Below are 19,166 nucleotides of genomic sequence, written 5' to 3'. Positions count from 1 at the left end.
GTTATTAACACCTAAGATTTGATAGGTTGTTTATAACTTTAATAACTGTAAAAAAATTCTCCTCAAAGCTATAAAACTTTTTAAAAATATTATGTGCATTAACAGAATATAAATCATAGTTAATTATGATTTTTCTAATTGCATTAGGTAAATCCTCAATAGAGTTAATCAATACCCCGAAGTTGAATTTTTCTACTATCTCATATCCAGGATAATTGAATGCAATAATCGGGACACCGCATTGAAGATATAGAGCTAATTTTTCAGAGGCAAATATAGTTAAAGCATCATTTTTACATGAATTATAATATAAAACTAGACCTATATGTGTAGAAGCAACAAGTTGTTTTATTTGTTGTGCTTCTAATTTATCTAAAGAAAGTTTAATTCGTCTATCGACATCTATTGTCTGAATCTTTTTAACTAGCTCGTTATCATTCCATTGACTAATTGCCAAACCGTCATGAATAATTAATTTCCATTCGGGAGGAAACTCTTGAGCTACTTGAGCTAATTCAAGTCCGAACCTAGCAATTTGACCAAATTGAAGTATAGATATTGAGTTTTTTATATTATTTAATTTATGCTTGAATTCATCTGATTTACCTTGATAAATGCCTCCTAGCAATGAAATGGGAAGATAAGCAATCGTAGTTTTACTTACTCCATTATCTTGAAGTAATATCTCTGCTCTTTGAGGATCTTGAATAATCGTAAAATTACTTTGTTGATGATATTTCTCTTCTGCCTTCTTGAGTATCTTATTTTTTAAGGATTTATTATATATAGGATGGTCTTTGGTGTACAGTTCAAGACTATGATAAGCATATGGTATATTTCTTTTATTACCAATGCTACCAGCCCATACAAGTCCCAGCTTTTCAACGCCTATCAAACATTGATAATATTTTTCTCCTATGATGCTATAAACTTGTTGGGTAATATCATCAGGAATAAAAAAATACAAAATTTTATCATTAGCATCCTTATATTTAAGCAGATATATCTCATGAATTTTATTTAAAATTATTTGCCAGCGCCAAGAGATACCATGAATTATCCTGGAAAATAAGTTTTTTCTGGCAATCAAATTATTAGGATACTTAGATAAATCGTGGATGTTAATATTCGTTATTTTTTTTGTTTGAGCAAGTTCGATAAATACTGGCGTATTATACAAAAATAAGTCAACGCAGAATCCTTGTTCTGCTAACATGATACAACTGTTTATTGTGTGGCATTGCACAGGCCATTCTGCCTGAAAAATACCAATCCATTTTTGCTGTTCCATATTTTTTATATCTGTACTATTGATCGAATGTTTTATGAAAAACAAAACAAACGCTCCAAGTTTCCAAACTAGCTTTCTGTTTTGTCATCCATTCATAGCTTTCTATAGGTAGAAGCTGAAAAGTATCGCATAGAAACTCTATTTCAGGCTTAAATAAATAGCGCATTTGGTGTGTTTCCTGCAAATCTTCCACAACACCACTAGCTTTGTTTTTAATGAAGACTTGGTAATTGACATCTACTAAATTTTCATTAGGATGCATTACTGGCTCGGCAATTCTGGTAACGAGTATTTCCTCATCTTCCAAACGTTTCACTCTGACTGTAGGACGTTCAGTCAATACTGCTGGTCCGTACCAAACATCAAAGATAAAAATACCGCCAGGCTTTAAATGTTCTTTAACAGTTGCAAAAGCTGCTAGTAAATCTTCATTGGTTGTTTGGTAGCTAATGACATGAAATAGGGATATAACAACATCAAATGTCTGATTCAGTCTTACTTGGCGGATATCTCCTTGAGAAAAATTCAGTCTAGATGTTAAGTCTGGAGGAAGTTGGGAGAGGCGACTTTCAGCTTTATCCAGCATCTCCTGACTAAAATCTACACCGTGAATTTTGTATCCTTCTTTGGCTAGTAAAACTGCATGATTACCTGTACCACAGCCTAGCTCAAGGATGTTCTGTGCATTAGGTGCATGGGTTTGAATTAACTGATGAATAAATTGAGCTTCTCCTACATAATCTTTGTCTCGGTAGAGTAGGTCATAGTAACGGGCATAATTACCAAAAACACTCATTGCAAAACCTCCCGCAAAGTACCAGCAACCTGCTCAATCTGTTCTTCAGTTAACGCCAGTCCACTAGGAACATAAAACCCACGACGGGCTAACTTTTCCGCGACTGGATAGGATGCATCCTCAAATAATCCCATCTTCCGAAACACAGGTTGCTCATGCATACACCAGAAGAAAGGACGAGTTCCAATCTTTAAATCGGCTAGTCTTCTCATTGCGACTTCAGCATCAAAGGGAACTTCATCCTTCAATACAATGCCGTAAACCCAATAAATGTTTTCTGCGTAGTCAGTCTTGGCTAATGGTAACTGAATACCTGGTGTGTCTGCTAATAACTCAGTGTAACGCTGACCTATCCAATGTTTGCGGTTAACAAACTCATCTAAGCGTTCTAATTGAGCCACACCCAGGGCTGCTTGTAGGTTGCTCATCCGCATATTCCACCCCAATTCTTCATGGATAAATCGCTTTTGGGGCTGGAAGCAGAGGTTACGCAAAGATTGACAGCGTGCAGCTAACTGGGGATTGTCTGTAACAATTATTCCCCCTTCACCTGTAGTGATGTGTTTATTGGGGTAAAAGCTAAAGGTGCTGATATCGCCAAAGCTACCGCAAGGACGGTTTTTATAGGTCTGCCCATGCATCTCGGCAGCATCTTCGATGACATATAATCCATATTTATCAGCCAAATTTAGCACAGAGTCCATATCCACTGGCAAGCCGTAGATGTGAACAACCATGATGGCTTTTGTCCGGGGGGTAATTTTCGCCTCAACCTGGCTGACATCCATATTCCAAGTGACTGGATCTGAATCTACAACTACAGGGACAGCGCCAGCACGGACTATAGCAGCAGCACAGGAAATAATGGTGAATGTCGGCAAAATTACCTCATCACCGTGGGAAATATCCAGCGCAGCAACAGCAGCATCAAGAGCAACAGAACCGTTGCTGACGGCTATGCCATATTTGCGCCCGACACGAGCAGCAAATTCTTCTTCTAGCTGCTTGACGAAAGGGCCTTCTGAGGAAATCCAGCCAGTATCAATACACTGTATGAGATATTTTTTTTCGTTGCCATCTAATAATGGCTCGTTAACAGGAATTGGGTTCATTTATGGCTGCACAAATTCTACAATTTTTGCTTGCGCTGTGGTAATACCAACAAATCTAGTTTTGTCCTGTTCCCCCACGTAAGGGCCTTGTTTGACTTCAATCATTTCAATTTCTTCTATTACTTCAAAGCCATGACCCCCAGTAACTAAAAGGATGACATCACCTGCTTCTAAAATACGGCTTTCTAGATACTTCTGCTCGTTATTGTAGAAGTCTACACGCAACTTGCCTTTTTTAATAAATAAGACCTCTTGGGTATATTGCACTTCCCGAATTACAGGATTGTGGACGTGGGGTTGAATGACTTTCCCCACTGGATGACGCATGTAGGCTAACTGTTGGGAAAGTTCATTAGGTGTGAAGAAGTGAATTCCTGGTTTATCAAATTTCTGGGAAACTATTAAAGCGAGTAACTGATTTTGGTAAGTAATTTGTTCAATCATGAGTGATATTTATTTTGGGTAATGTATAGTCCCAGTAATCCTTTTTTAGAACCCAGTTTAAGAGTTCGGGATTTTTGTGGACAGCATTTTGGTGAAATTGGTAGCCTTTTTGGTAAGAGTGATGGAAGCGAGCTTTTAGTGCATCTTTTTCATTTTTTATATTTTTATCGCTTTTTATACTAATTATTTTTTTTCCTAATTGCTTGATTTTTCTAAAAAAATCTTGGTTCTTTTGTAGAAAACTCACATCTTTTAATTTATCTTGATTTTTTCTAATAAGTGAATAAGAATCACAAACCCCTTGATAAAAGTAACGCTTATCAAAATATTCATATGTCATTCGGTCTTTAGAAACATTATGAAATACCAAAGCATTAGGTTGATAAATCGCTTTGTATCCCTTGATTTTGGCTTTTTGAGTTAGACCTGTTTCTCCATCTCCCTGTAAATATTGCAAATGTTTAGGAATACAATCTGGATGAAAACCATCTAATTCAAATAAAGTACTTTTACGAATTGAGAAATTTAATCCCCAAACATAATTAGCATCAATATCTCGAATTTGTTCACCAAAATCTAGCAGACTTAACTCACCACATAATTTGCCATAGGGATGATCTGACCAAAACCACTCCAGCCATTCAGGTGGTTCAACTTCATACTTAGGTAAATTACGCCCACCTACAATTTGAACTGTAGGATCATCAAATGATTCTTTAATTGCTTGCAACCAGTTGGGGTCTGCTTCAATATCGTCATCTACAAAGGTTAAAATGTCACCTTTTGCTTCTAATGCTCCCCGATGGCGACCTGATAATAATCCTGGTTCGGGTTCGTAAATGTAACGTATTTGATGGGAAGGGAATGCATTTCTAGCAGTTTCTGTAATATCTTTAGTGTTGTCGGTGGAGCCGTTATCGACTACGAGAATTTCAAAGTTGTCAGGAGAACAGTTTTGCAAACAGAAGGATTTTATTGCTAATTCCAATGAACTGGCACGATTTAATGTAGGAATTATAATAGATATTTCCATATGCTATAAAAATTTAACACAAGATCATTTCAAGACATGAGAAATTATATCTAGTTGAAACTCCACAGATCCAAAACCCCAGGCTTGAGATAATTCAGCATGGTTACCATTTTCGAGTTGTCGGAATACCTCAAATGTGAGGCAATGTTCAACACGATCAAAATATAAGATATTAGGCAAACTTAAATCTAAACTAATAATATAGGAACCTAAAGCAAGTTGATTAGTTGGAAAATTAAAAAGGACTGAATTTGTCCCTGGAGATATTTCTATCTGAGAAGGTCGGAAGGTTCCAAAAACAATGGCAATACCCATCGCATCAAATAACCGTATATCTAAGCCTGTATAATATCGGGTTTCCGAATAAATTTCCAGAAGAATTTGAATTTCATGGTCATTTGGATTGGCACTAGATAAAATTTTACCTGTTATGATGGTAGGGTTTCCATTTTTCTGAAAGGGACGAACAAAATAATCTGTTATGGAATCGTCTTGTAAGTAATACTGAAGAACATTAGATGGTTGACCATCTTCAATTACTTGTCCTGTTTTAAGCAAAATACAGCGGCTACATAGCGATTGAATTGTACTCATGTTGTGACTGACAAACAGTACCGTCCGCCCTTCCTTCCCCACATCTTCCATCTTCCCCAAACACTTCTTCTGAAACTGAGCATCACCCACCGCCAAAACTTCATCCACAATCAAAATCTCCGGTTCCAAATGCGCCGCCACTGCAAACGCCAACCGTACATACATCCCCGAAGAATACCGCTTTACCGGCGTATCTAAAAACTTCTCCACCTCCGCAAAGGCCACAATTTCATCAAACTTGCGTTTAATCTCCTCCTTACCCATCCCCAAAATTGCACCATTGAGATAGATATTCTCCCTACCAGTCAACTCAGGATGAAACCCCGTACCCACCTCCAACAAACTAGCAACCCTTCCCTGAATTTTAATGCTGCCTTTTGTCGGTTCCGTAATCCGGCTTAAAATCTTTAATAGCGTTGATTTCCCCGCACCATTGCGCCCAATAATTCCAACCCTATCACCCTGCTTAATCTCAAAAGATACATCCTTCAGCGCCCAAAATTCCTCTTGATTATTTTCACTTTTACCTTTGCCATTTTGCAACGCATTAACTAACCCCTTAGCCCCATTAGTAATGACATCCCGCAGTGCAGTATAACGCTCCTGTTGCTGATGCCCAAGAATATATTTTTTACCTAAATTTTCAACTCGAATAACAGTGTCAGACATTAGATTTTCAGTTATCAGTTATCAGTTAAGTAGATGGGTGTAAATAAACTTACAGCGATTTTTAGCTAAATGAACCAGTTATATCTCACGCAAAGGCGCAAAGGCGCAAAGGAAGGAAGAAATACAGATATCAGGGTGTGATCTAATATCAGTAAAGATGGAATTTAACAAAGCCTGTTTCTGGTGCGATCGCTCCACAAATACAGCGAAGCCAGAGAATTAAAAGCGCGATACACCAATGATTTAGGATGGCTATATATATTTACCAGGGTGTTGGTCAAGTCTAATTTTTTGCCAATCCCGACTTATTTTGTATAGTAGCAAATTATATTCACTCCCTACTTAAGTATTCAACAGATTGGCAATGCTTCAGGAATTTTTGCAACATTTTTTCGGGAAAATTACTTAAAAACACTGAGGGCACAACAATGTTGTGCCCTTACTGTGTGCCTGATTTACCTGGAAAGTGCTGTATCTATTGGGCGATCGCCCTGGGACACAAATATAATTTTGCCCCATTCATCATCCGTTGACACAATTCTGAAAGCGATCGCTCGGATTCTCAAAATGTGTTGTAATTCTGAGAAGCTTAAGCCGGAGGCGATCGCCTGATAAATCCCAGACTAGAAAATATGCTAACATTACATCGACGTAATATTTAAGTGCATGTCGTGGGAGATAGAATACACTGATAACTTTGAGAGTTGGTGGCAAACTCTCACTGAAGATCAACAAGATGACGTGGTTAGTGTTGTTCAACTGCTAGAAGAAAGGGGAACACAGCTATCTTTTCCCTATTCGTCCAGCATTAACGGTTCAAAACACTCTCACATGAGAGAATTACGTATACAAAGTGGCGGCGATCCCATTCGAGTTTTTTACGCTTTTGATCCAAGACGAGTTGCTATTCTACTCATTGGCGGTGATAAAACGGGAGATAACCGCTTTTATGAAAAATATATCCCTATTGCCGATCAACTTTATGATGATTACCTTCAGGAGATTAGAGAGGAAGGATTAATATGACAGGACATCAGAAATTTTCTAACTTAACTCAAGATTTTTCTCCAGCGAGAAAAACAAAAATAGCAGAGAAAAAAGCACAATTAAAAGCAGAAATGGCACTTGATGAATTGCGTCAAGCGTTGAAAATATCTCAAGCTGAATTGGCTGAAAAATTACAAGTGAAACAACCAGCTATTTCACGGTTAGAAAAGCGTACCGATATGTATGTTAGTCATTTACGTCAAGTGATCCAAGCAATGGGAGGTGAACTGGAAATAGTGGCACGTTTTGCAGATAGTGAAGTGAAAATCAACAACTTTAGTGAGTTAAATCCCTAGAGCATCAATTCAGTAATCGAGAACAATCATCAATTGTGTGGGAGGTGTGGGATGATTACCCATTCAGATGATTGGTTACTCCCCATCTCCCCATCTCCCCACCTCCCCACACTCCCCTAGGCGATCGCCCTGGGACACAAATATAATTTTGCCCCCACGAAGGACTCAACATGGATCTCGGTGTTGGGTTACGTTGCACTTCACCCAACCTACAAAATCTACAAAATCTATTACAACTACTACCCCATTCATCATCCGTTGACACAATTCTGAAAGCGATCGCTCAGATTCTAAAAATGTGTTGTAATTCTCAGAAGCTTAACCCGGAGGCGATCGCCTTATTCAGTTATCAGTTATCAGTTATGAAACTTTGCCACCCTGGCTACTTATAAAGTATCTGGATCTATACCAAGCGATCGCAATCTTTGAGCCAATTTTTCCGCCCGTTGGCGTTCCTGTTCGGCTTGTTGGCGTTCCTGTTCGGCTTGTTGGCGTTCCTGTTCAGCCCGTTGGCATTCCTGTTCAGCTCGTTGGCGTTCCTGTTCAGCTCGTTGGCGTTCCTGTTCAGCTCGTTGGCGTTCCTGTTCAGCTCGTTCCTCTAGAGTCAAAATCCAGTTACCCATAGCATCATACCAACGCAGCCATAAACCCTCGGTTTGTTGATAGCGCCCCTGCCACACCCCTAAACCTAATTGCAATTCTTCAAACCAAAACTTCTGTTCTGGAACTGCTACTGCTTGATATTGCGTTGGCATTAATTGAAACACTCGCAACTGATTTTCATAGCGGTCAAACACAATATAGTAAGGAATGCGTAAATTCTGTTCGTACACTTGCCATTTTGTCGGTGGCTTGTTGGCATCTCTTAATGTTTGACCTAAATCTTCGGCTTCTGTACCCGGTGAAAGTAATTCCACCACTAAAAATGGTGCTATCCCCTCTTGCCAAACAACATAGCTGAGACGCATATCTTGTTGTTGTTGAGCGCGAGATACACCTAACACCAAAAACCAATCTGGTCTTTTTTGCCACAACCGATGACGAGCATCATAATACAGATTTAAATCTGTACCAATGAACATTTCCCCAGTTGGGTAGCTTGGGGGTTGACAGGTTTCCCTTAATAGTTGCGGTTGGAAGTCGTGGAATTCGTCCGGCAAACCAGGCTCCTCTGGGTCTTCACTGGGTAGATCATACATTGTCGGCATGGTCTCTGAAGGTGGACGAGGATGATTTTGCTCAGGTGTATCTAGATCCTGGGGATCTTCGCTTGGTAAATCATACATCGTCGGCAGCACTTCACTGGGAGGCCGGGGCGGGTTAGTCTGGTACATGGCAGTGTTGATGCCTTCTCGATTGCCGGATATGTTTATTTTAGGGTGATTTTTGGTAGTTTTTCAATAATCAGTTATCAGGTATATGAAAGTACACCAGATGATTGTGGTTACTTCGGCGATGATGGCGAACAGCGTCTCGTAGAGAAGCTTAACCCGGAGGCGATCGCCTGAAAAATCTCTCTACCACAGGCGCTGAATGGGATAATTATCAAAAACCGAATCAATGCTCACAATGGCAACTTGTTCCACAGTAGCTTGAGCTATTAACAGTCTGTCAAAAGGGTCACGATGATGGTTAGGTAAATTATTTAAAGCGTAAATATGAGTTAGGACTTACGCATTGACAGAAGCAATTAAATATGGGTAGGGATTTTCAGGCATTTAAGGTTGATTTTTTCACCATTATCCAGCGATCGCTAGTGATTTAAAGCTAGTAGCCAATACCCTGAAACAACGGAAATTTGTTGATGCACATGATAGTCATTTTGTACAGTGCGTAAGTCCTAGAGTTAGCTCAATAGGTAAAAGTTGCAAGTCGTTTGTTTCTTGTTGGTCTTTGATCAACTCAGGAAGTGGCATCTGAAGAGTCAATTTACCAATCTGGAGTTTAATCTGCATTTCCCAAACACTAATAATGCTCAAAAATAGAGTGTTGCTTTCATCATCCAATAAATTTCTCGCTTGTTGTGAAAGCCTTATGGGGTCTATTGACCACCAAATTAATGTATGGGTGTCTAAAAGAAAATTCATCACTCACCCAGCCAAAATTCATCTGGTAAAGGCTCATTAAAATCGTCGCTAATCCAACCCATGCCTTCATGTAGTCCAGCAACGCGCCGCTTTTTTCTGTTCTGACTAGGTTGGGATTGGGCGTGTTTCTGGGCTAGAAATTCCACAAAATTTACCACCATCTGTTGTTGTTCTGGTGGTAGAGTTTGCAGTTGGGAAATTAATGTCTCAGTTATATTCAGTGTTTGGGAAGTCATCTCAACTGTCCTGCATTAGCACCTCCTATATTTTAAACCAGATGATTGTGGATACTGTGGTGGTGATGGCGATAAGCGTAGCAAGATCCCCTTAGGGATACGCTTCTCTAGCGTCTCGTAGAGAAGCTTAAGCCGGAGGCGATCGCATTGCAGCCACCTAGTCGGGAAGCATAATCAGCTAAATAGACCAATCTTGGATATTTAGTCCAGGAATTTTATCAAAATCTCGGAGATTTCTTGTCAAAAGAATACCACCGTAAGCGAGGGTGATAGATGCAATGCGTAAATCTTGAGTACCAACGCGAATCCGTTGCGCCTTGAGTGCTTGGTAAATATCGTGGGATTTTTCATCATACTGAAAAATCTGAAATTCAGACGGCAGCATCACTGTTTCTACAAGTCGTTGATAAGCACTTGAGAGTGTAGCTCTATCTTTAGCTTCAGCAACTTGAGCTAAACGACCCCTTAACTGTTCTTCAACATTGATAGCAGTGGTTGTCAGTTGCACTTGAGACGCTAAAAGCCTTGCAATTACTACTGGGTGATTCCGTCCATAAAGACTGAGATGATCCGTATCTAAAATGTAAATCGTCATCAATCATCTGTTGCGACATTGGATTCTTCCCGAATAACCGCTAGTTTTTCCATGAAATCATCAAATGTGGGATCATTGGCAAAGATTCCCGCATATTTCATCTGGGGTGTAGTTGCAGGCTGATTTTCTAGATTCATCTCAATGGTGACAAATTTACCCCTAGCTAATTGTGTTGCTAGGGCAGATTTGACCTTCAAAATTGCTTCTTCCTCCGTCCTCCCCTCAACAGTCAAATTTGGCATCCCAACAACTGAGGCCACAAAATTATTTTGGGATGGACTCTGAACAAAAACTTGATACTGCATGATGGATTTTCACCAGATGATTTTCCTGATTTCATTTTAAAGCAGTGTACTTTCAGTTATCAGTTAGCGGTGATGGCGAGAAGCGTTTGTGTAGCGTCTCGTAGAGAAGCTTAAGCCGGAGGCGATCGCCTCAACAATCAGTTAACAGTTAACGGTCTCCTCTAATCAAGTATCTGGATCGACACCAAGCGATCGCAATCTTTGAGCCAATTTTTCCGCCCGTTGGCGTTCCTGTTCAGCCCGTTGATGTTCCTGTTCAGCTCGTTGATGTTCCTGTTCAGCTCGTTGGTGTTCTTGTTCAGCCCGTTCCTCTGGAGTCAAAATCCAGTTACCCATAGCATCATACCAACGCAGCCATAAACCCTGTGTTTGCTGATAGCGACCCTGCCACACCCCTAAACCTAATTGCAATTCCTCAAACCAAAACTTCTGTTCTGGAACTGCTACTGCTTGATATCGCGTTGCTGTTAATTGAAACACTTGCAACTGATTCTGATAGCGATCAAAAACGATATAGTAAGGGATTCGTAAATTCTGTTCATATACCAACCATTTTGTTGGTGGCTTGTTAGCATCCCTTAATGTCTGGCCTAAATCTTCCCCTTCTGTACCCGGTGAGAGCAATTCAACTACTAAAAACGGTGCTATCCCCTCCTGCCAAACAACATAGCTCAAACGCATATCTTGTTGTTGTTGAGCGCGAGATACACCTAACACCAAAAACCAGTCTGGTCTTTTGTACCACAGCCGATTCCGGGCATCATAATACAGATTTAAATCTGTGCCGATGAACATTTCCCCTGTTGGGTAGTTTGGGGGTTGGCAGGTTTCCCGTAATAGTTGCGGTTGGAAGTCGTGGAATTCGTCCGGCAAACCAGGCTCCTCTGGGTCTTCACTTGGTAGATCATACATTGTCGGCATGGTTTCCCAAGGTGGACGAGGATGATTTTGCTCAGATGTATCTAGATCTTGTGGATCTTCGCTCTTGCGAGCATACATCGTTGGCAGAACTTCACTAGGAGTCAGGGGCGGATCTGTCTGGTACATGGCAGTGTTGATGCCGGGATTGTCTATTTTATTTTAGGGTGACGGTTGGCGATCGCGCGATTTTTGGGTGATTTTTTGATAGTTTTTTAATCATGCACTGAGCTTCGACTGCGCGGTAGTTGAGCGAAGTCGAAACCCAACTACCGCCAGTCGTTGTGTGGGTGGAGTTTTCATTCAACTTTCCAACCTAAATATCGCTCGCGAATATGAAACGGTGTACTAAAAATCTGCGATGACAATAACTGCTTGATTGCCAAAAAAATAAATGGCGGAATAGTCACCAAATAACGCTTCCATAACCGACGCGGTTCCTGTAGCAACCGATAAAGCCACTCTAAACCAATATTTTGAATAAACCGTGGTGCCCGCCTTTGTAGGCCTGCATACACTGGGAATGCACCCCCTAAACCAATCATCACAGCGTTAATTTTACCCCTATGCAGTGCCATCCACTTCTCTTGTTTTGGACAACCCAAAGACACTAAAACTAAACCTGCACCACTATCATTAATCTTCTTTGTTAGTGCAGTATCTTCTTCTATCGTCAACTGAGGAAATGGCAGTGGTTCCATCGCCGCAATTTTGAGATTGGGATATTCCTTTTCTAATCTTGTACGCATTCGTGAGAGAATTTCCGGCTGCGAACCAACAAAGAAAAGACTAACATTTGTGGCTTGAGCAAGTTCACACACACCAGCCAATATATCCAACCCAGCGACGCGCTCTTGTTGATGTGAACCGAGAAGTCGCATGATCCAAACTAGAGGCGCTCCATCAGGAGTTGCTAAATCTGCTCGGTTTAAAATCTGTTTAAAATCAGGATGCCAATAAGCTTCCATCACCATATGGACATTAGCAACACAGACAATCCGGCTTTGTCGTGCCACAGCCCAGTTTAATATTGTTTTGATATGCTCATGCAAACATAAAGCAGTAATCGAAGAATCAATCACCCTCTTAGTAGGAAGAGAGTCCGTCTCTACCATGAAAAACTCCTTGTGTGTTCTACAAAAATTTCCCCATCCCGTTCACCGGGGTGGGGTCAAAAAGAGGCAGGGTAGCAGCGGAGCAGAGGGGATGTTGTCCGCCCACAATATGCCTTGCTCGTAACGAACATCATTTTTCTCTTCTGCCCCTCTGCTTTCTTGTCAAATAGAAGAGACTTATAAACTTAGAAAACTGGCGTGAGCATAACAGGGTTAGTTTTGGTTACAAGATCTCTGTAATTCGTCCTCACTCACCAGTAGAAATACTACAGACAAAATAAAGTGACGTTGGAGAGACTGAGATCTAAAAAGACCATCGAAGCCCAACTCCTAAATCAAAAGTTTAGATATTTAATTAAGTTTGAAATCGCCGTCCCTCACTGTCAGCGGTTTTTCAAAATTAAGACTAAGTAAAAAACTGGCTAAACTAATACATTATTTTTTCAATAACGTATAATTGTAGACTACTACTTATCTGCTAGAAGATGCTTACTCTGATTATAAGTCTAACTTTAATTAAGTACTATCAGTAGGTTTATGTACTCAGTGCTTAGGTAGATACGTACTTTTTTTTACTAATTATGAGCATACACCTTATTTTAAGATTTTTTGCATTAGTTTATCTAAACTAATTAATTTATTTACAAAATCTTCTAGATATTAACTATTGACAAAATAGGCAACAATATGCATCCTGTTGCTTGGTTTCGTCCTCTAGCTCTGGGTTGTTGGATTGTTCCGGGAAGCCCGTCATTGCTTACTCCGCAGGAGTTGCAAGCTACGCGAACAGCATCTCGCACCAGAGGAGGAACGACGAACGCAAGAGCGTGTCGCAGACAAGCAATCGCAAAAACTACAGGATTATGCGATTACTTCTCTACGAGATGCGAATGCGAACGCTCCGCTCGTAATGACAATTTTATTGGGTCTAGAAAGCTTGAAACCCTTGCAGATAGAACTTGTGTGTACACCGTAGGGGGGTGGTGGGGAGTAAAATATATTGCAGCTTCACAAATAAACGGTACAAGTATCCTTATGAAGAAGGTTTGTCAAGGGTCAGGAGTCCAAGCTAGCCTTTAACTCCTGACCCTTGACCTTTGACAAACTCAGCGCGAAACATACAACTTAAGTGCGTAACAGCTTTATCAACCCAAAATTAACCGCACAGGCTTGTTGTAAAGATTAGGAGCAATTAATCTCACCCGCTCAACTATGGAAATCATATATTGATAATCTGGTACTTTCCCGTTGGGTACATACCCCACTTCTTGCGTCAAAGCTGAAGGAAACTCGCTCATGATTTTGCGGATATACTCTTGACGATTACGTTCTAGAGTCGGCCCTATCAAAACTCCGCCTGGTGGAACACGATGTGGATCTGTGTAGAGGATGCGAAACTCAGTTGGTTGTAACTGTGAACTGTAGAGATTGAATTCTGCTAAGGAAATAGCACCAGCCGCAGCTTTTCCTTCGGCTATTAATTCTAAAACTGTTTTCGGTGTTGGTGCAAACAATATTTCTGCTAGTGTCAGTCCAAAAAGATTATAAAGGGGAAAATAATATCCTGTTGCTGAACCTAGTTGACCTAAAGCGACTGTTTGTCCTTGTAGTTGTTTTAAGTCTTGGATGGGGCTGTCTTTGCGAACCACAAAGATTGAGCGTAAATTACTGACACCGACTAAGGGAAAAATACTTGTGTATTGATGACGAGAGATCGCGATCGCTGCTATTCCCGGTGGTGCAAATATTAATGACCAAGCACCAGCCTCAAGGCGTTCAATCGCTTTATTTTCATTAAAAACAGGCTCTAGTCGAATGCGGGCCTTGGTTTTTTCACTTAGTAACTGATTAAACTGAGTATATTGCTTAATGATTTCCTCTCCTCCACCATAGTTGATGACGCCAATAGTTAATATACCGGTAGATTTTGGTGTTGGTTTACATCCAGCAATTAGCCAGGATAGTAGCTGGAAGAGGAAAAAACGACGTGAAAATCGCCAATGCATCACTAAATTATGGTTAAGGAAATAAGCTTTGAGTGCTAGTATAGTTACACTTAGTTGATGCAAAATCTAGCTATACAAGGGTGAAAATTAATATTTATTTACTCTTTAACATCCATAAATGATGGCTGAATTCGAGTATAATATCAGACTAATTTGTAGTCATTGACTATCACAAGAATATGTTAAAAAACTTAAAAATAGGGACTAAGATCAACTTACTTCTGATGCTAGTTTTTATCATTAGCATTTTTATCAGTGGTGCGGCCCTATCAAGTGTACTGCAACAGAGGGCACAACTTGAAGTAACTAATAAAGCACTGATTCTCATCAAAACGATGAATTCAGTCAGAAGCTATACACAAAATCATGTAAATCCCTTGCTGGCTGATAGACTGGAAACCGAACCAGCTTTCATCGCCGAAACAGTACCAGCTTTTTCGGCCACAGAAGTGTTTGAAAATTTTCGGAAAAATGAAGAGTATAAAAATTTCATTTATAAAGAAGCAACCCTTAATCCTACTAATTTACGCGATAAAGCTGATAATTTTGAAACTCAAATTGTCCAGCAATTTCGTCGTGACTCCAAGCTTAAAGAACTTTCTGGCTATCTAACTCTTCCTGGTGACAAAGTATTTTACATTGCACGACCACTGGCAATTACAGACCAGAAATGTCTGCGATGTCATTCTACACCAGAAGCAGCTCCTAAAAGTCAGTTAGCAACTTATGGCTCAGAAAACGGTTTTGGATGGAAACTGAATGAGATTATTGCAGCTCAAATAATTTCTGTGCCATCAGAAGAGGTTTTTGATAATGCCCAGCAAACCTGGTCTTTAATTATGGGAATTTTGATTGCTGTCTTTGCAGTCATCTTGCTGTTAATTAACTTTTTAATTAAACGAACTGTAATTCAGCGGATTAGAAAAATAGAAAAGATAGCCCAAAAAGTGAGTACAGGTGATACAGAAGCTAGTTTTGATGAAGATTCTCAAGATGAAATTGGGGGTTTAGCAGCCGCATTTAATCGCATGAAATCTAGTTTAGAAATAGCCATGAAGTTACTAAATCAGCAAAACCAGTAATTCAAGATTTTAAGAAAGTAGGCGCTGCTGAAATTGCCAAGCTTTTTGAGGATCAGCAATTTCTGCTGCCAGAATTTTTACAAGCTCTGAGCGGGAAATTTCTGGAGCAGATTTAACAGCTTTTTGTATCAGAAAAGTAGCAATTGGGCCAATTAAATCAGTTAAATCTCGTTCGCATTGCTGTACAAAACTATCATTTATTTCTTTATCTGTATTTGTTTGGGATTTATTCGCCTGGGGTGTATTTGTTGATAAATTCTTAGATTTAGTTTCCGGCTTAATAACAGATTCCCTCGGTAGCGACATAGCTTTTTGTTTAAACTCAGTTTTTTGTTGAGTTGACAAATGAACTTCCAAACTATCTATTAATTCTTCGTAACTGGGTGCTGATACCGCTATTTTTCGTAATAATGTTGAGGCTACGGGACCGACCAATTCTAAGAGAATCTTTTCTAGATGACTGTACTGTTCCACAGAAAGGGTGACACTAGATGATTGCCCAATTGCTTGCTGTTGGGATATTGAAACTTGAGGTAATTGAGTTAATTGCTCTCCTATTTGAGTATCAAGCTGCTGAAGCGCCTGGAGAACATCTGTTGCTGACTGGTAGCGTTCTTTGAAGTGGTATAGCACCATTTTGGATAGTACTGCTGCTAGACCAGGGCTAACTATGGCCTGATGCTGCCAATGAATTTCTGCTGTATTCTGGTCTTCTTCCATTTGCCGGGGATGCAACCCCGTTAGTGCCTGAATACCAATCATACCCAAAGAATAAATATCACTATTAGGCCGGGGTTTACCTCGTCCCTGTTCTGTAGACATATATCCAGGTGTACCAATGGCAATTGTAGTATCTGTCTGCCCTGGATCTGTGAGCAGTTGAGTTTGAACTAGCTTCACTGCACCAAAATCAATCAACACCAACTTGCCATCTTGTTGCCGTCTAATAATATTTTCCGGTTTGATATCGCGATGAATAACTTTTTGACTATGAATAAATTGCAGGACAATTAATAGTTGATACAAAAGTTGAAGAACTTGTTCTTCTGTCCACTTTTGACCCGGTAGTAGTTCGGCTTTGAGAGAATGACCTTCAATAAACTCCTGTACCAAAAAGAACTCTTGGTTTTCTTCAAAGTAAGCCAAAAGCCTAGGAATTTGGTCATGGGTTCCCAGTTGTTCTAGTGATTCTGCCTCGCTAGTAAATAGCCGTCTGGCAGTTTTGAGGAATTCCGGGTTGTGAGTAATGGGTTTTAAGTGCTTGACAACGCATTTAGGGGAACCTGGTCGGTGGGTATCTTGGGCAATGTATGTTTGACCGAATCCTCCTCCACCCAGAGCTTGGAGGACTTGATAACGCCCGTCTAGTAAATTTCCTAACATGTCTGACTTATCTGAGTCCTCTCCTTAATCTTGACATAAGCACCAATATTGACTAAACCTAAAATTAAGAATGATTTCCCAAATGACATTCATTAGTTGAATGCCTAAGTATTAGTCCTGAAAAATTTAGGTATTTTTTAGTCTACGTTACTTGATAAAAAATCATCTATAAACGATAGGGAATCTTTGCCTGTTCCTTTGCCATTTTTTTGACTGGGGTGATAATCACTATTACGCTAACTTGCTCAGATTGGATTTCAGCAGTAGAGATAAATTTGTGGACTGGTGACCAACAAGTCCTTCATGCTCACTCCAGAATTTGCAGCGCGATCGCACCAAGTGCCCATCAGAATCGCATATTTTCCCAAAACAGGCTAATCTGGGATTAAATCCCAGATTTAGCAGTGGTGTAACTTGAGTAGTGTTTCTCATTCGCTGGAGAGCTTGAAATACGCTGCGAATCTGTTACTAATGATGCAAACATGCGATCGTCATTGACGATATATTTTGATTTAGTTACAAGATATGCATTTACCAATTATACAGGTTCCTTAGTTTTCAAAATGATCGTCATCAGCAAATTTATTACAACGAATTATTAACAAAGTTAGATGTAACTTTATTAGCAAGTTGTATTTTCATAAGTAGATCGACACTTAAAAACCTCAAATTGATACTAAGAATTCAGCATTTAGGAGATAGAATCAGGAATTTCTTCCCGAACTCTTAAATTCTGCCTCCTTGTCCGAGCTTTCCTGACTCTGATCCTCAACCCGTCAGTATCTTACATTTAATGATGTCCCTCTACCTACCATCAATTATTGAAGTCAGAACAAAACTCTCTAAAGCTATTAAGCGGTAGCTTGTCTATCCTGAGTCCAAAACATTGCTCCTATACAATCCGCTGGCTACAATGGTACAGAGTCACTCTCCCTGCCTGTAGAGTGCCTTGACAATTTAAAACAATGCTTACTATTGGTAATACCAATTTAAAAGAAGAATGCGACAGATGCGTAGGTTGGGTAGTAGCTTGCTTCCCCGTAGGGGTACGAAGTGAAACCCAACATCCACAAAACTTTGAGGTGTTGGGTTACGTTCTTCAACCCAACCTACATCTGTAGCGATCGTTCTTCAAATTGGTATAAGTTAAAGCTTGAAAAAACAGGCTCTCTTCCTAGTTCTGATGAGTAAGCCCAATTTAGTATCCGCGCCTAAGTTTCATACTTCATATAGCAATGCAATTTTATTCCTGAAATTGCTTGCGTAGCATGTTGTACAAAAAATTATTGTCAATTTGCTAAAAAATATGAGACATAATTATTCCTTGATAGCATTCTATAAATTTGATTGTTATATTGGACTAAATAACTAGTCTGGCGAGGTGGGGAAGCTGTGCGAGATGATTTACAGGGCTTAGAGATTAGTCAAAAAGAATTGCAGAGCATGACTAATTTGCCAGTTAAAGATGAACTTATAATTATAATTAATCCTCTTGAAAGATTTGTCAAGCAAACTATCAGCAAAATCAAAGGGACTGAGGCTGCTACTGTAGTTTTTATTGGCTTTTCTATATTTGTTTTCGGATATCTAGTGTTTGATATTATTGTCAGACTATTTGCTAGTTGGATTACAGTTCCATCCTGGATAATATTTATTATCTTAAGTTTATGGATTGGTGGGGTGACGCAAACAGTTCTATATTTACTTTGGAAAAAACGCAGTAAGCTCCTTAGAGCTAACATGACAAATTCTTTGCAAATTCTATTAAACGATGTCGATAGATATAATGCTGTTATCAAAGCGATAGATATCAATGACCAAATAGAAGATGCAGGCAACCCAGAGGTAAGTATCAATGAAAGACAAAAAGTCATTGAAGCTCTTAGGCTTACAAAAGCCGATTTAGTTCGGGCTTTGAAGACGGAAAAGATTTTGAGAGAAAATAGGAATTTTATTCTCAGCAATACCGAACTCTTTGTCAATAATTTGGCAACTTTAACAGCAATGCAAGTTACTGAACAAGCAACTGAGCATGGACGGTTATTAAATGAAGCCCTGCAGATTGCGTTAGATGTACAACACGAAATGAAAAGGTTGCAGAGTCAGCAATAAAAGGCAATGGGGAATAGTAGAGACGCGATTATACTCTGACGAGAA

General features: G+C 39.7%; 23 protein-coding genes. 7 read left to right on the top strand and 16 right to left on the bottom strand.

Translation table 11 applies throughout. The annotated features are described in order from the left end of the window. Positions 1–4: 4 nt before the first annotated feature. From CAL7507_RS28710 to CAL7507_RS31185, 6 genes are read right to left on the bottom strand one after another with little or no spacing between them, the layout of a single operon-like run. Entirely contained in the window at positions 5–1,291 is a 1,287-nt protein-coding gene (locus CAL7507_RS28710) for a glycosyl transferase (protein WP_015132003.1), read from the bottom strand. A 16-nt stretch (positions 1,292–1,307) separates the two neighbouring features. Then, on the bottom strand, positions 1,308–2,087 hold the full coding sequence (locus tag CAL7507_RS28705) for a class I SAM-dependent methyltransferase (RefSeq protein ID WP_015132002.1): 780 nt from the start codon (positions 2,085–2,087) through the stop codon (positions 1,308–1,310). Continuing rightward, positions 2,084–3,199, bottom strand: a complete 1,116-nt coding sequence (locus CAL7507_RS28700) for a DegT/DnrJ/EryC1/StrS aminotransferase family protein (protein ID WP_015132001.1) — start codon at positions 3,197–3,199, stop codon at positions 2,084–2,086. Before CAL7507_RS28700 ends, CAL7507_RS28705 begins: the two co-directional genes overlap by 4 nt. Next, positions 3,200–3,643, bottom strand: coding sequence for a hypothetical protein (locus CAL7507_RS28695; RefSeq protein WP_015132000.1), 444 nt, complete (start codon positions 3,641–3,643; stop codon positions 3,200–3,202). Then, entirely contained in the window at positions 3,636–4,676 is a 1,041-nt protein-coding gene (locus tag CAL7507_RS28690) for a glycosyltransferase family 2 protein (protein ID WP_015131999.1), read from the bottom strand. Before CAL7507_RS28690 ends, CAL7507_RS28695 begins: the two co-directional genes overlap by 8 nt. Positions 4,677–4,700: 24 nt before the next feature. Further along, positions 4,701–5,939 (bottom strand): ABC transporter ATP-binding protein, encoded by a 1,239-nt coding sequence (locus CAL7507_RS31185; RefSeq protein WP_015131998.1) that lies wholly within the window; start codon positions 5,937–5,939, stop codon positions 4,701–4,703. A 444-nt stretch (positions 5,940–6,383) separates the two neighbouring features. Here CAL7507_RS31185 and CAL7507_RS32550 point away from each other — a divergent pair, with 444 nt between their 5' ends. From CAL7507_RS32550 to CAL7507_RS32015, 4 genes are all read left to right on the top strand, one after another. Further along, positions 6,384–6,551: a hypothetical protein gene (locus CAL7507_RS32550; RefSeq protein ID WP_160166375.1), complete on the top strand. Its 168-nt coding sequence runs from the start codon at positions 6,384–6,386 to the stop codon at positions 6,549–6,551. Positions 6,552–6,605: 54 nt separating this feature from the next. Further along, complete coding sequence (locus tag CAL7507_RS28680; RefSeq protein WP_015131997.1) at positions 6,606–6,965, top strand: type II toxin-antitoxin system RelE/ParE family toxin; 360 nt, start codon at positions 6,606–6,608, stop codon at positions 6,963–6,965. Further along, entirely contained in the window at positions 6,962–7,282 is a 321-nt protein-coding gene (locus CAL7507_RS28675; RefSeq protein WP_015131996.1) for an XRE family transcriptional regulator, read from the top strand. The genes CAL7507_RS28680 and CAL7507_RS28675 overlap by 4 nt, the downstream gene beginning before the upstream one ends. Positions 7,283–7,452: 170 nt before the next feature. Then, entirely contained in the window at positions 7,453–7,674 is a 222-nt protein-coding gene (locus tag CAL7507_RS32015) for a hypothetical protein (RefSeq protein ID WP_015131995.1), read from the top strand. Here CAL7507_RS32015 and CAL7507_RS28670 read toward each other — a convergent pair. Continuing rightward, the gene (locus CAL7507_RS28670; protein ID WP_015131994.1) at positions 7,669–8,616 is read right to left on the bottom strand and encodes a Uma2 family endonuclease; all 948 of its coding nucleotides are present in this window, start codon (positions 8,614–8,616) and stop codon (positions 7,669–7,671) included. The two genes, CAL7507_RS32015 and CAL7507_RS28670, sit on opposite strands and share 6 nt — an antisense overlap. Before the next feature lie 45 nt (positions 8,617–8,661). Between CAL7507_RS28670 and CAL7507_RS33540 the strand changes: the two genes are divergently transcribed. Beyond that, the gene (locus tag CAL7507_RS33540) at positions 8,662–8,790 is read left to right on the top strand and encodes a hypothetical protein (RefSeq protein ID WP_255348325.1); all 129 of its coding nucleotides are present in this window, start codon (positions 8,662–8,664) and stop codon (positions 8,788–8,790) included. A gap of 309 nt (positions 8,791–9,099) precedes the next feature. On the opposite strand, the gene CAL7507_RS28665 is transcribed toward CAL7507_RS33540, so the two are convergent. The 7 genes from CAL7507_RS28665 to CAL7507_RS28635 all read right to left on the bottom strand — a co-directional run bounded on the left by CAL7507_RS28665 (position 9,100) and on the right by CAL7507_RS28635 (position 14,544). Beyond that, positions 9,100–9,369 (bottom strand): type II toxin-antitoxin system VapC family toxin, encoded by a 270-nt coding sequence (locus tag CAL7507_RS28665; RefSeq protein ID WP_015131993.1) that lies wholly within the window; start codon positions 9,367–9,369, stop codon positions 9,100–9,102. Next, positions 9,369–9,605 carry a DUF2281 domain-containing protein gene (locus tag CAL7507_RS28660; RefSeq protein WP_015131992.1) on the bottom strand — a complete coding sequence of 79 codons (237 nt, stop codon included), beginning with the start codon at positions 9,603–9,605 and terminating at the stop codon, positions 9,369–9,371. The genes CAL7507_RS28665 and CAL7507_RS28660 overlap by 1 nt, the downstream gene beginning before the upstream one ends. 178 nt (positions 9,606–9,783) lie before the next feature. Further along, a complete protein-coding gene (locus tag CAL7507_RS28655) occupies positions 9,784–10,200 on the bottom strand; it encodes a type II toxin-antitoxin system VapC family toxin (protein WP_015131991.1) in 417 nt (138 codons plus the stop codon). Next, on the bottom strand, positions 10,200–10,505 hold the full coding sequence (locus CAL7507_RS28650; RefSeq protein WP_015131990.1) for a type II toxin-antitoxin system HicB family antitoxin: 306 nt from the start codon (positions 10,503–10,505) through the stop codon (positions 10,200–10,202). The genes CAL7507_RS28655 and CAL7507_RS28650 overlap by 1 nt, the downstream gene beginning before the upstream one ends. A gap of 165 nt (positions 10,506–10,670) precedes the next feature. Beyond that, positions 10,671–11,552: a Uma2 family endonuclease gene (locus CAL7507_RS28645; RefSeq protein ID WP_015131989.1), complete on the bottom strand. Its 882-nt coding sequence runs from the start codon at positions 11,550–11,552 to the stop codon at positions 10,671–10,673. Positions 11,553–11,722: 170 nt separating this feature from the next. Continuing rightward, complete coding sequence (locus tag CAL7507_RS28640) at positions 11,723–12,538, bottom strand: WecB/TagA/CpsF family glycosyltransferase (RefSeq protein WP_015131988.1); 816 nt, start codon at positions 12,536–12,538, stop codon at positions 11,723–11,725. Between the two features lie 1,145 nt (positions 12,539–13,683). Continuing rightward, the gene (locus tag CAL7507_RS28635; RefSeq protein ID WP_015131986.1) at positions 13,684–14,544 is read right to left on the bottom strand and encodes a phosphate/phosphite/phosphonate ABC transporter substrate-binding protein; all 861 of its coding nucleotides are present in this window, start codon (positions 14,542–14,544) and stop codon (positions 13,684–13,686) included. Between the two features lie 179 nt (positions 14,545–14,723). Here CAL7507_RS28635 and CAL7507_RS28630 point away from each other — a divergent pair, with 179 nt between their 5' ends. After that, positions 14,724–15,626, top strand: coding sequence for a DUF3365 domain-containing protein (locus tag CAL7507_RS28630; protein ID WP_015131985.1), 903 nt, complete (start codon positions 14,724–14,726; stop codon positions 15,624–15,626). A 9-nt stretch (positions 15,627–15,635) separates the two neighbouring features. Here the strand turns inward: CAL7507_RS28630 and CAL7507_RS28625 are convergent, their stop codons facing one another. Both CAL7507_RS28625 and CAL7507_RS32005 read right to left on the bottom strand, forming a co-directional pair. After that, positions 15,636–17,009 (bottom strand): serine/threonine-protein kinase, encoded by a 1,374-nt coding sequence (locus CAL7507_RS28625; RefSeq protein WP_015131984.1) that lies wholly within the window; start codon positions 17,007–17,009, stop codon positions 15,636–15,638. 231 nt (positions 17,010–17,240) lie between these two features. Continuing rightward, positions 17,241–17,441: a hypothetical protein gene (locus CAL7507_RS32005; RefSeq protein ID WP_144051267.1), complete on the bottom strand. Its 201-nt coding sequence runs from the start codon at positions 17,439–17,441 to the stop codon at positions 17,241–17,243. 960 nt (positions 17,442–18,401) lie between these two features. On the opposite strand from CAL7507_RS32005, the gene CAL7507_RS28620 reads away from it, so the two are divergent. Continuing rightward, positions 18,402–19,121: a hypothetical protein gene (locus tag CAL7507_RS28620; RefSeq protein ID WP_015131983.1), complete on the top strand. Its 720-nt coding sequence runs from the start codon at positions 18,402–18,404 to the stop codon at positions 19,119–19,121. Positions 19,122–19,166: the final 45 nt, after the last annotated feature.

The sequence above is a fragment of the Calothrix sp. PCC 7507 genome, from assembly GCF_000316575.1.
Taxonomy (GTDB): Bacteria; Cyanobacteriota; Cyanobacteriia; order Cyanobacteriales; family Nostocaceae; genus Fortiea.
The sequence above is the reverse complement of the archived record's forward strand: the minus strand, read 5'-3'. Positions and strand labels throughout refer to the sequence as shown.